At 58.9% G+C, this 11,892-nt stretch carries 14 protein-coding genes; 5 read left to right on the forward strand and 9 right to left on the reverse strand.

What is annotated here, in order from left to right:
• The first annotated feature begins 116 nt into the window (after positions 1-116).
• From SLW74_RS02155 to SLW74_RS02170, 4 genes are read left to right on the forward strand one after another with little or no spacing between them, the layout of a single operon-like run.
• A complete protein-coding gene (locus tag SLW74_RS02155; RefSeq protein ID WP_065949243.1) occupies positions 117-437 on the forward strand; it encodes a hypothetical protein in 321 nt (106 codons plus the stop codon).
• A 20-nt stretch (positions 438-457) separates the two neighbouring features.
• Complete coding sequence (locus SLW74_RS02160) at positions 458-1,669, forward strand: PfkB family carbohydrate kinase (protein ID WP_410927995.1); 1,212 nt, start codon at positions 458-460, stop codon at positions 1,667-1,669.
• On the forward strand, positions 1,666-2,271 hold the full coding sequence (locus SLW74_RS02165) for a 7-cyano-7-deazaguanine synthase (RefSeq protein WP_410927996.1): 606 nt from the start codon (positions 1,666-1,668) through the stop codon (positions 2,269-2,271). Before SLW74_RS02160 ends, SLW74_RS02165 begins: the two co-directional genes overlap by 4 nt.
• Positions 2,249-2,929, forward strand: coding sequence for a nitroreductase family protein (locus tag SLW74_RS02170; protein WP_410927997.1), 681 nt, complete (start codon positions 2,249-2,251; stop codon positions 2,927-2,929). Before SLW74_RS02165 ends, SLW74_RS02170 begins: the two co-directional genes overlap by 23 nt.
• Here the strand turns inward: SLW74_RS02170 and SLW74_RS02175 are convergent.
• Together SLW74_RS02175 and SLW74_RS02180 are read right to left on the reverse strand one after the other, a co-directional pair.
• Positions 2,864-3,697, reverse strand: a complete 834-nt coding sequence (locus SLW74_RS02175) for an 8-oxoguanine DNA glycosylase (RefSeq protein WP_410927998.1) — start codon at positions 3,695-3,697, stop codon at positions 2,864-2,866. The two genes, SLW74_RS02170 and SLW74_RS02175, sit on opposite strands and share 66 nt — an antisense overlap.
• Complete coding sequence (locus tag SLW74_RS02180) at positions 3,697-4,710, reverse strand: DNA adenine methylase (protein ID WP_410927999.1); 1,014 nt, start codon at positions 4,708-4,710, stop codon at positions 3,697-3,699. The genes SLW74_RS02175 and SLW74_RS02180 overlap by 1 nt, the downstream gene beginning before the upstream one ends.
• Positions 4,711-4,797: 87 nt before the next feature.
• On the opposite strand from SLW74_RS02180, the gene SLW74_RS02185 reads away from it, so the two are divergent.
• Positions 4,798-5,328, forward strand: coding sequence for a glyoxalase superfamily protein (locus SLW74_RS02185; protein ID WP_410928000.1), 531 nt, complete (start codon positions 4,798-4,800; stop codon positions 5,326-5,328).
• Positions 5,329-5,496: 168 nt separating this feature from the next.
• Here the strand turns inward: SLW74_RS02185 and SLW74_RS02190 are convergent, their stop codons facing one another.
• The 7 genes from SLW74_RS02190 to ureE form a co-directional block, all read right to left on the reverse strand.
• A complete protein-coding gene (locus SLW74_RS02190) occupies positions 5,497-6,378 on the reverse strand; it encodes a serine hydrolase domain-containing protein (RefSeq protein WP_410928099.1) in 882 nt (293 codons plus the stop codon).
• 305 nt (positions 6,379-6,683) lie between these two features.
• A complete protein-coding gene (locus SLW74_RS02195) occupies positions 6,684-7,562 on the reverse strand; it encodes an urease accessory protein UreD (RefSeq protein ID WP_410928001.1) in 879 nt (292 codons plus the stop codon).
• On the reverse strand, positions 7,559-8,212 hold the full coding sequence (ureG, locus tag SLW74_RS02200; RefSeq protein WP_410928002.1) for an urease accessory protein UreG: 654 nt from the start codon (positions 8,210-8,212) through the stop codon (positions 7,559-7,561). Before ureG ends, SLW74_RS02195 begins: the two co-directional genes overlap by 4 nt.
• A gap of 27 nt (positions 8,213-8,239) precedes the next feature.
• Positions 8,240-9,952 carry an urease subunit alpha gene (gene ureC, locus SLW74_RS02205; RefSeq protein ID WP_410928003.1) on the reverse strand — a complete coding sequence of 571 codons (1,713 nt, stop codon included), beginning with the start codon at positions 9,950-9,952 and terminating at the stop codon, positions 8,240-8,242.
• 3 nt (positions 9,953-9,955) lie between these two features.
• Positions 9,956-10,651, reverse strand: a complete 696-nt coding sequence (locus tag SLW74_RS02210) for an urease subunit beta (RefSeq protein WP_410928004.1) — start codon at positions 10,649-10,651, stop codon at positions 9,956-9,958.
• A 42-nt stretch (positions 10,652-10,693) separates the two neighbouring features.
• Positions 10,694-11,437, reverse strand: coding sequence for an urease accessory protein UreF (locus tag SLW74_RS02215; RefSeq protein ID WP_410928005.1), 744 nt, complete (start codon positions 11,435-11,437; stop codon positions 10,694-10,696).
• Entirely contained in the window at positions 11,434-11,874 is a 441-nt protein-coding gene (ureE, locus tag SLW74_RS02220) for an urease accessory protein UreE (RefSeq protein ID WP_410928006.1), read from the reverse strand. Before ureE ends, SLW74_RS02215 begins: the two co-directional genes overlap by 4 nt.
• Between the last annotated feature and the right edge of the window lie 18 nt (positions 11,875-11,892).

Below are 11,892 nucleotides of genomic sequence, written 5' to 3' on the forward strand. Positions count from 1 at the left end.
AGGGATCTGGGCATGCAGTGGATGTGTCTAAGAAACAAGGGGTGATTCAGAATGGCCTTTTGCCCTCTGGATGTGATATTGCTTTGCGCTAAATTGACTAGCGAAAGGAAATGCGAATGTCTGGTTCTGGCGGTAGCTATCTGGGTCCATCCACACCCACCACTTCCTGTACGGCCCTGCAGTTTGATACCCAGCTTGCTTCACCAAAAGCGCAGGTGGTTGGACAGTTGAGCGTCAACGACATCCTCGACATTGTCTTTTCGCAGTCTGGCAATCAGCAGGTCGTCTCCGCACTGTGGAACGGCGCTGAGGCAGGAGGGATTGTCGACCCACATCTGAACCAATTGCGAAGCTGCATGAGCCAGGGCGAACAGTACCAGGCACGTGTGCTGCACATTGGTGGCGGGCAAGTACGCCTTCGGGTTTACCACATCTAATTGCGAGCAAAGAGAGCTCTATGATCACCATCGTAGGAGGCGTCTACAGAGAGCGTTGCATGCGCCCGGCGTGGGACGATATTTATGGGTCGGCAGGGCGGGCAGCGACGGCGATTGCCCGTTTCGGTGGACAGGCGGAATTACACGCATGTGTAGATGACAGCACCCAGATCGTCGTTGATGCACGCGCAACTGCGGAAGGTTTCCAGTTCAATGCCACAGCTGCGCAGGCAGGGGTGACTTTCGAGTATATCCATGGTCTCGCCAATCCAGATATTCGACGTGGTACTCACGTCAAATCGGAGCTGCAGGTTAGCGCCGAGAAGGTACTTCGATTCGGCATGATCGATGGAACGGCAGTAGTTGATGCTGAGTACGCGGTGTTTGACCCACAGAATGCCGACGGTACGGAGTCCTTCAGGGCCAATGGCTCTGAAGCAAAGCACCTGGCTTTGGTCCTGAACCGCCACGAGGCCAATCAGTTGGTGCCTTCTTCCAGTGGGTTGAACGCACAAGAGCTCGCAATCGTGCTTGCCGAGCAGGAGAGCGCGGAGGTGGTTGTCATCAAGATGGGGCCGCTGGGTGCCTTGGTCTATGACAACGGCGCAATCTCGACGGTACCTGCATACCGCACTGAGCGGGTATGGAAGATCGGTTCGGGAGATACCTTCGCCGGCCACTTTGCACTGGGCTGGATGGACAAAGGTCTTTCGGCTCACGATGCAGCCTCGATTGCCTCCATTGCGACGGCCTTTTATTGCGAAAATCAAGGCTTCCCTGACCCGGCTTTGCTTGCTGGTTTCAAGCCGTACCCACTGCAACCGTCAGCCCGGTATCGCGATGGCTACGCCCCTAAGGTGTACCTCGCAGGGCCATTCTTCACCCTCGCAGAGCTGTGGATGGTCGGGCAGGCACGCAGAGACCTGCTGGCAATGGGGCTGGATGTATTTTCCCCATACCATGACGTCGGTCTTGGCTCTGCTGAGGACGTGGTCGAAAAGGACCTTGAAGGGGTGCGTAATTGCGACGTTCTCTTTGCGATTGGTGATGGGCTCGACTCGGGTACAATCTACGAGATTGGCTATGCTCGGGCGTTGAACAAACCTGTAGTTTTCTACGCGGAAAATGAGTCCGAACAGGACAAGAAAATGATGGAAGGCTCCGACTGCCGCATCACCGATGACTACGTCAGTGCGATCTATCAGACGGTCTGGGAAGCGGTAGTGCTATGAAGACGGGATTATTGTTGTCCGGCGGGATGGACTCCTTGACGATTGCCTGGTGGAAGCGGCCGGACATCGCGTTCACCCTGAACTACGGTCAGCTCGCGGCGCAGGCCGAAATCGAGGCTTCAAGGACGATCTGCCAACAGTTGGAAATCTCTCATCATGTGATTGAGGTTGACTGCCGCCAGCTTGGCTCGGGAGATATGGCAGGTAGCCAAGCAGACAGCATGGCTCCAGCCTCGGATTGGTGGCCGTACCGGAACCAGATGTTGGTTACGCTGGCGGCGATGAAGGCAATCTCGTTCGGTGTTACGCACCTGTGGTTGGGTACCGTGAAATCGGACGGCTTCCATAGGGATGGCTCGCCAGAGTTCATGTCGGCGATCAGCCATCTGCTTTCCCTGCAGGAGGGCGGCATGGTGGTTGAGGCTCCTGCAATAGAGCTTTCTACTGCTGAGCTTGTCCGCAAATCGGGCATCCCTGCGAGTCTCCTGGCCTGGGCGCACAGCTGCCACAAGTCGCATGTTGCGTGTGGTAACTGCCGCGGCTGCAACAAGTACATGGAAGTGTTTCAAGAGGTGGGGTATGACTTGGATCGACTTGCGTGACCCTATTCCAAAGCTGGCGCCTGAGCGGTATGAGCCTTTCGAGTGGGAAATGGGTGATGTCTGCCCGCTCCCTGTTTCCTCGGAGGCATTAGCCCGGCCGTTCGGCGAGGTTTTGGATGCGCGTGCTTCTCATCGCGAGTTCGGCGTCATCGATGACCAGCAGCTCGGAGCCTTCCTCTGGCATGCCTGTAGAACTCGAGGTTCCGATACGTCAAACCTGGGTTTTGATCTGGAGCATCGAGCTGCCCCTTCGGCTGGCGCGATCCATCCTATACACATCGTCGTTAAGCGGCCCGAAGATAATCGATGGTGGATGTATGAGCCCAGGGTCCACCAACTGGTGGAGCTCCGACATGCGACCGGCAAGCTTGCAGGCCTTTATGAACTCAGTCTGCAGGTTCTGGATAGTGATGAGGCAACACGCATTCTATTTCTGGCCGAGCCCGGAAAAACATTGGGCAAATACCAAGATGGTTGCAGCCTTGTTTGGCGTGACGCGGGGGCGCTGCTCGCAGTCATGGCATTGACTGCGACAGCCCAGGGACTCAACTTCTGTCCGCTGGGCATTACCGGTGAGCCGTGGGCTAGTGCCCTAGCCGATCAGGGAAAGCTGGCCGGGGTTGGCCTTGCTCTTCTTGGCTCGGCTGCGAGAGCCTGATTCAGGTGAGTGGTACCCCATGCCTATGATGCTGTGCACGGTGGCGGGCGATGACATCATCTCCAACCACATCAGGGCATCGAGCTCCGATGCTCTGACGCCAAGACCTTTGCTGAAGCGAATGAACTGCTCTTCGAGCTCCAGGTAGTGGCGCTCAACGGTCAAGTTGCCTTCGAAGAACCTACCCAGTAGCCCCGCGCGAAGAATGTGAATGTCCAGGATGGCCACATCGTCCGCATCCAGCCAGTTACGGGCAACCCACGATGCGGTCTTGTAACCAATGCCTGGAATATCCAGCAGCCAGTCGCGCAACGCTTTGCCGGAGCCTAACGGAGGCCGTTCAGCTGACAGCTTCTGGAGTGCCGCGCAGAGGTAGCGGGCCTTCTGTGCGGCGAAACGGTATCGTACTTGGCGACCATCGATAGCAAGGGGCTCTTTCAGCCACTCGAGCAAGCCTTCTTCTGAAGGTGGTTGCTCGCCAAAGGCACCGCGTTCTTTGACGTGGTGAAAGGCGGCGAGCCCGACGCTAGCGGGGATGCCATGCCCCCCCAACAAGCACGCGCCGACTTCTTCTTTCAGTGTTGCCCCGAGCTTGTAGTTGATCCGATCGCCAGTGAGACGGCGTGCGTACACTTGGTAGGCCCAGTACGCAGGAGTAGGGAACGCTTCCATGGCCCCCCACGGGACGCCCGGAATAACTTCTGCGTCTGCTTTGGGCAGCTCGACATTGAAGACCGCTTGGTCCATGAAAATAGCGCCTAATTGCATCAGGCGGCCTCCTCGGCAATGCCGTAGTGTTCATGCATCCATTGCAGTAACTCGTGTCGCTCAATGGGATCTAGGCTCTCGATACGAGCACGGAGCCTGGTTTGGCGACGCTGAATGGTTTGGCGGTCTCGGAATGTTTCGCCCATGTATCGGCTGTCGTGCAAACGGCTGGGAGGTTCGTAGTTCATCCACACCGTTTCTTCGCGCAGCTCTACATGGGTCTTAGCCGGAAAACTCACCTTGCGCCACCTGATGAGCTCGCGGTTGTAGAGATCACAGTCATAGCCCGAAAGCATCACTTTGCAAGGTAATGCGACCAAGCACCGCAGCAAGCGGATGTGGTCCTCTTGAGAGTAATCGCAGCGATAGACCTTTGCTCGACGGCGGGTGTTCGGAACGTAGGGTGGATCGATATAGACCAACTCCTGGCCTTCGAACGTATACCCTTCAAGGAACGTAACGGCGTCGACTTGGTGGAGTTCGCAGGTATCTGGACACTCTGCTTTCCACCGCTCAATGACTTGGGCGTCGAGGTCCAAGCCAATGTTCCGCTGCGCAGCCTTTTTGTTGCGCATGACTGCCCCACCACCAAGGTGGGATTCGATGTATGTCTGATGCGGTGGCATCAGGTTGATCAAGCGCTGGTAGCACTTGCCTTTTCCGCCTGGATATCTCATGCGCCAAGCATCGTCAGAAATGACGATGATGTCAAGGCGAAGCGCCGAACGGCCACCATGCGTGGAGTTGGGCTGAATGAAGGCAGCGTAAACCGCGATAGAGGGGTCGCCCGCCTCATCTCTATGGCAGCCCTTGGCCGATTTCTGCCTGTCTCCAACGTCGGCTATGGGTTGAGTGCCGCCGGTGACGAGGGGCTGCAATCGACCCAAAGCAGACTGATTATTCGTGCCGGAGACATGCAATCGAGACAACTTTCGCTGGTGGGAGCCGCCGTGTATTATCTGGGCGGGCTGATGCTGCCCGCCGCTCGCTCCTGAAAGGAAAGGTGAAAGCATTTCTTCTCCTCCCAAATCCTGTCGCAACTCTTGAGAGTCGAGGTTTGGCAATGCGAGCACCAGAATGCCTCGGTTACAGGAGGAACGATGTTTTCAATCGAACAAGCCAAGCAGATGGCCAAGAGGCTGCGTGCCTCGCTTGAGGCGCGCAATCAAGAGGCGTCTCACTCAACGGCGCTTGAACTGGTAGCACATCAATTGGGCTTCAAGGACTGGAACACCGCGTCTGCGATGCTTCCCTATGAGCCGGCCCAACCTGTTATAAGCTTCGACAAAGCCATCCCGATATTGCGGATGTTTGACGAAGCCAAGGCGCGCCAGTTTTACCTTGATTTTCTAGGGTTCAGCGTCGAATTTGAGCACCGATTTGAAGCAGATCTGCCGCTATACCTGGGAATCAGTCGAAACGGCCTGCAACTCCATCTTTCCGAACATCATGGCGATGCGAGCCCGGGATCGACCGTATTTGTTCCGATGCAAAATATCGAACTGCTGCGCGACGAATTGCAGGGCAAACGCTACGGATACGGACGACCAGATATAGTTCAGCAAGACTGGGGGCAAGTGCTGGAAGTCTACGACCCATTCGGCAATCGAATTCGGTTCTGCCAAAGCTGATCATAGTTTGCGGGCTGGGGAAACCCAGTCCGCTTTGGGTCGGTTGAGACCTGTCACAACCGGCTGCAATGGGTCGGAAGCGGCCGGCCCCGACGGGCAGCTATCGACCCAAAGCAGTTATCCGGTGAATGATGAGATCGACACCAAAAGAACTTACCCGGTTGCAGCTCACGGCTCCAGCAACTGCATCAGCTGTCCAACAACAATGGTTTCGACGGTACCTTCACTAGCATCCACCTCAAAAGCAGCGCAGCAAGCCGATGTTTCGCCGGCACAGGTATGGTAGACAGCGATGACGCTGCCTGGCCCACAGCCTGTGTGCCCACATAGGGAATGTCCCCCTTCAATTGAACCCTGCATGACGCCAAGGCCATAGCCCGGAGTAATCCATGGGCGCCCCGGAATCGGGCCGCCTAATGCTCGTGCTGTCTGCATTTCTTGGAGCAAGCTTGTGGAGAGCAGGTCTCCACGGAGGAGTCGATCCAGAAATAGCGCTGCTTGCGAAATTGGGCCGATCAACAGTCCGTGATAAACCCACGCGGGGTCATAATTTAAGGTGCTTCCAAGGTAGGTCGTTTGTAAATCAGCTCGCGTTTTAGCAAAGCGAACGTTCAACAAGCCCAAAGGAGAAAGTACCCTTTGAGTCACCGCATCATCGAGTGTCAGATCAGTTAGCTGTTCAATCAGCCTGCCAATAAGCAGGTAGCCAACATTTGAGTAACGCCAACCGGTTCCGGGGTTGTATCGAAGTCGAGCACCGTCAAGGCGTTGCATCATTTCCTCTGCTGACCAGGCTGGCTCATTGTTCGTAACAGCAGCGTGATACTGCGCAAGCTCACCGTAGTCGGCCAGACCTGCCTCATGCCGCAGTAACTGACGTAACGTGTAAGGCTGATCAAGAATTGGGTCATCCAGTCCGATGAGCCCATCACGCACTAACGATAGGGCTGTCGAAGCCAAGACTGTTTTCGTAAAACTCCACCAGGGAGCCGTCAGTTCTAATCGGTCAGGCGTTTGTGGCTGACCATTTGATACGAGTGAACAGAGCATTGGCATCCTTGGTGTTGTACGGATCGACAGCTCGACAAGATATCCCATTCACTCTTCTTCGCCAGAGTAAAACGTCAGCTGTCTGCACGTCCTAAACGACTGCTTTTGGCCGATAGCTGCCTGTCAATGCGTACCTGCGATGACAGCGCTGGTTTACCCAACTGTCCAATAGCAAAGTGCGAATTTGCAAAATGCTATCGATCAGTTCTTTGGACTTGTAGATTGCGCCGTTCGGTCCTGACCTCGACCCAAGCAAACTTAAGCCAACGGCAGTCACTCATCCATTAAAGAAGAACAGAGATTGCTTATTTGCGACGAATACGCGGCGCCACGCCGGTGAGCTGCTTGCGCAAGCTGGCCCATGTCGCGTGCAGGCCGTTGCGCAGCGCGACAGCATCCAGGGTCATGATCCGGACTGACACGCCGCAGTCATTAGGCAGAGCGCTGATGCCCAGATAGCTGTCGGGAAGCCCCGACAGGCCTTGCCGCAGTGCGGCTTTCAACGCGTCCACGGGCAAGCCCTGACCCACCAGCATGAAGGTCGCCAGCGCCTGAAAGTGATCACTCACGCCCGGCTTTTGATGTGCCATGTCTTGCCCGGTCAGCGCCAGGCGATCACCCGCCAGCAGTTGCCCTGATGGGTCCCGAATCTCCAGTTCCGCCCGGTAAAAGTCGAAGACGCCGCTGTTGCCCAGAGGCGTGTGTAGACAAAACGCATCGCACAACATCACCCTAGCGCCGGGATGCAACACCACGTTTACCCGGCTGATCAGTTTGGCCCGGGGGAACAGAATCGTGGCCATCGGCAGGTATTCCAGCAACGCACCGGCTTGGGCGGAGAGGCTGACAGTCTGCCGCGCCGATTCTTCGAGCATGCTGTGGGCAACAGTCGCCGCGCCGGTACTCACGTGAGCCTCGCTGCCCGGTCCGGCATGCAGCTGCACGTGCAAATCCTCGCCCGAAAAAATGCCCCCGGAGCACGATTGCAGGTACACCGCCGCCATACCGGCCGGATCATCTGGCAATTTCAGGGGGCGACCCAAATGAAAGGGATAACCCACCTGCTGGCCACTGATATAGCTCGCCCCGGAAGGTGCTTTGTTGAAGGCGATGCGCGCCTGCACCGCCGGTTGTACCTGAGGCGGGAGCGACGCAGGCGGAAATAGCGTTTGCGGCGCGTTCATGGATGGTCAAACAGCACGGCGCGGCTGATGGCGTCGACCACATCGTCGACCCCGTCACCGGTGGCGCAGTTGGTGAACAGCACCGGACGTCCGTCACGGGCTTGGGCCGATTCGCGACGCATGCGCGGCAAATCCACCCCAACGTAGGGCGCAAGATCGTATTTGTTCACCACCAACAGGTCGCAGATCAGCACCCCAGGCCCGCGCTTGCGGGGGATGTCGTCACCGCCCGCCACGTCGATGACAAAGATCCAGTAGTCCACCAGATCTAGAGAGAAGGTCGAGGCCAGGTTATCTCCGCCGGATTCGATCAGGATCAGGTCAAGGTTCTTGAAACGCGCTTCCAACTCGTCGGCCATTTGCAGGTTGAGGGTCGGATCTTCACGGATTGCCGTGTGCGGGCAGGCACCGGTTTCCACGGCGATCACCCGGTGCGGATCGATCAGGCCGCTGCGCTGGACCCGTTCGGCATCCTCGCGCGTCGCCAGATCATTGGTGATGATCGCAAGCTCCGTGCCTCGCGCGATGAAGCGCGGGATCAACTGCTCCAGCAGACGGGTCTTGCCTGAGCCCACCGGGCCGCCGATGCCGACGCGCGCCGCGCCGGGGTGCGGGTTGAGCTGGGGTAGGGCGTTCAATGCAATGCTCATGGGCAGGCTTCCTTTTTACAGCGTTGATCAGCGCAGCATGTAGCGCTGGGCCAGGGGTACTTCGCTGACCGGCTCGCAGGTCAGGCGCTCGCCGTCCGCGTAAACATCGAAGGTTTGTGGATCGACCCGAATGTCCGGGCAGGCGTCGTTGTGAAGCATGTCGGACTTGCGCAGGGCGCGGGTGCCGAAGGCCGGCAACATGGTTTTTTTCAGGCCCAGTTTCTCGGCGGTATTGGCTTCCACCGCGAGGCGATTTACGAAGTTCACCGACAGCGCCTGTTTGGCTTCGCCAAAGGCACCCCATTGAGGGCGCATGATCAGTGGCTCGCAGGTGTACAGCGACGCCGCCGAATCGCCCATTATGCCGTGCACGATGAAACCGCCCTTGACCACCAGCTCCGGCTTGATGCCGAAGAAGGCCGGGCGCCACAGCACTAGGTCGGCGATCTTGCCCTGCTCCAGCGAGCCGATGTAGCTGTCGATGCCAAACACCCGTGCGGCGTTGATCGTGTATTTGGCGATATAACGCTTGATGCGTTCGTTGTCGCCCAGCCCGGTTTTCTCCTCCGGCAGACGGCCGCGCTGGTTCTTCATCTTAGAAGCCAGCTGCCAGGTCCGGCAGATCACCTCGTTGATGCGGCCCATGCCCTGGCTGTCCGAGCCGAGGATCGAAATGGCCCCTGTGTCGTGCAGGATGTCCTCGGCGGCGATGGTCTGCGGACGCACCCGCGATTCGGCGAAGGCCACGTCTTCCGGTACGTCCGGATTGAGGTGGTGACAGACCATTATCATGTCCAGGTGTTCGTCGAAGGTGTTGATGGTGTACGGATTGGTCGGGTTGGTGGAGGAGGGGATGCAGTTGGACTTGCCCGCCACGCTGATGATGTCCGGCGCATGACCGCCTCCCGCGCCTTCTGTGTGATACATGTGAATCGTGCGGTCACCGATGGCCGCCAGCGTGTCTTCGAGAAAACCTGATTCGTTGAGAGTGTCCGTGTGCAGCTGCACCTGAAAATCGTACTCGTCGGCCACCTTTAGGCAGGTGTCGATGACCGCAGGCATGGCGCCCCAGTCCTCATGGATTTTCAAGCCCAGGCAACCGCCGCGCAGCTGGCCCAGCAGCGACTCCGGTTTGCTGGAGTTGCCGCGTCCAAGAAATCCAAAGTTGATCGGCCAGGCTTCGGCGGCTTGCAGCATCTTGCCGACGTTCCATTCCCCGCCGCAGTCGATGCCTACGGTGATCGGTCCCAGCGAGCCACCAATCAGCGTGGTCAAGCCTGCGGCCAGAGCGTGATCGCACAACTGGGCGGAGTCGAAGTGCACATGCACGTCGATGCCGCCGGGTGTGACGATTAGGCCTTCGGCGTCACGCACGGTGGTAGCTACGCCACAGATCAACTGCGGGTGCACACCATCCATAACCTGCGGATTGCCGGCCTTGCCGATCGCGACGATCTTGCCGTCCTTTATGCCGATATCGCCTTTCACGATGCCGATCACCGGGTCAATGATCAGCGCGTTGCAGATCAGCATGTCGAGGGCGCCGTCTTCGCTGTCGTGACCTGGCATGAGGCCCATGCCATCGCGCAGGGTTTTGCCGCCGCCGTGCAGGCATTCATCGCCCGGCACCGAATGGTCGAATTCCACCTCGGCCAGCAGCGAGGTGTCGCCCAGACGCACTGCATCCCCCGTAGTGGGGCCATACATAGCGGCGTATTCCTTTCGAGTCATCGTTGCCATGGTTCAAGCCCCTTTGAAAAGCTGTGCACGGGCGCGCTCAAGGGCCATCGCCTTGCAGGCCGGGTCGTGCAGGTTGCCGTTGGCCAAACCGCTGAAACCATGGATGTCACCGCTGCCGCCGAACTGCACCAATTGCACCTCGCGCAGTTCGCCCGGCTCGAACCGCACCGCTGTCCCGGCCGGGATGTCCAAGTGCATGCCGAAGGCGATTTCCCGGGGGAAATCCAGCGCCTTGTTGACCTCGAAAAAGTGATAGTGACTGCCGATCTGCACCGGTCGGTCGCCGGTGTTGACCGCGCGCAGAATGGCAGTAGGACGTCCGCTGTTAAGCTGGATATCGGCGTCCGGCGAAATAATCTCGCCGGGGGTAGGCATTTCCGCCAGTGCCAGCAGTCCCGGTCGGATCGGCTGATGCACGGTGACCAGCTTGGTGCCGTCGGGAAAGGTGCCTTCCACTTGCAGCACCGGCAGTAACTCTGCCACGCCGGGCATCACGTCGTCGGTGTTCAGAATCGTCGAGCCGAAGCCGATCAATTCGGCGACGCTGCGGCCTTCACGGGCGCCTTCGAGAATCTCGTCGGCGATCAGCGCCGAAGCTTCCGGGAAGTTCAGGCGCAGGCCTTTGTCCCTGCGCTTGCGCGACAATTCGGCGGCGGTGTACAGCGTAAGCCGCTCAAGCTCGGTGGGTGTCAGCAGCATGATGAAACTCCTGTGTCGGCGGCAAGCGATCAGCCTGCCGACTCAATTGGCGAAAAGACGGAGGTCCTGGGTTTCGTGGCGCATTACCGCGATCTCGGCCATGGGTGTGAAACCGCTGGCGTCATCGGGAGTGCAGGGCGCTGTGTCCTGCAGTTCCAGCAGCAGCGGCTGGATATCGGTCAACACTCGCTGCGCGTCCAGATGGCCCATCACGCCAAGCCGCACCGCAGCGCTCACCAGACCGGTGCACAATCCGTGGGCCGACGCCAAGTGGCAGTGCTCGCGGTGCATGCCCAGCTTCCGCCATATCAGGCCCTGAACCACCGGCAAATGCCCCGGTGTCGCAGCTGCCAGGACCTGATGCTGATAAGGCGCAGCTCCCGGGGTACCGAGGGCGACATGCACTCCCAGCAACGACTGCCCGACCCGCCGTGAGCCCTGGCGCAGTTCTTCGGCCAAGGTCAGGGCTTCGACTTGGGCGTCGAGCATCATTAGTGTTGGCAGCTCGTCCGCGGCCTGCCAGGCGGCGTCAAGAAACGCCCGGTCAAAACTGTTCCATCGATGGCGCAACTGGCCTTCGACGAAGGCGCGTACCTGTTCACTGCAGTCCTGCCTGAGGCCGCGCTGGCGGCGCCCGGTGGTTGCGGCTGGCGGCGTACCCAGGCGCGCATCGGCCACTAGTGTTTCCAGGCCCCATGACCACGCCACCGCGCCGCCGGGGAAAAAACTGTCAGCCTGCTGCAGGGCTAGGAGGCTGCTGCCCAACGTGGTCAGTGCCACACTCATGCGCGCTGCACCCGGCCATCAGCGAGCATGGGCGCCAGACGCTCCAGATAATCGGCTTCAGGGCCGTTGAGAGGGATTTGCAAGGTGTCGCCGGCGAAACGCACGGTCCAATGCATGTTGCCAGCGAAGTAACCCAGCTCCAGCGCCGCAGCGGTGTCCCGGGGTCGCAGGCTGAGGAACTGCTGGTCCTGCATCTGCACAACGATGGCGCGCTTAGCGTCGAGCATCAACACCGATCCGTTGCGCAGATGCTGGTGGCGCTCCAGGCGAATCGCACAATCGGTACCGCGATCGCTGGCAAGCCGCAGGCGGTGGCGCTGGATATCGCTGCCGGAGAGGCTGAGGATTTCTACCTGACCGGCGTGGCTCAGGTCGTGCAGACGGTCGGCGAGGGCAGGGTCACTGGCCTGGCCGAGGATGCGGTCGAGTATCAACATGGCGTGTGCTCCAAGGCC

The organism is Pseudomonas sp. W5-36 (assembly GCF_046540455.1).
In the GTDB taxonomy this organism is placed as follows: domain Bacteria; phylum Pseudomonadota; class Gammaproteobacteria; order Pseudomonadales; family Pseudomonadaceae; genus Aquipseudomonas; species Aquipseudomonas graminis_B.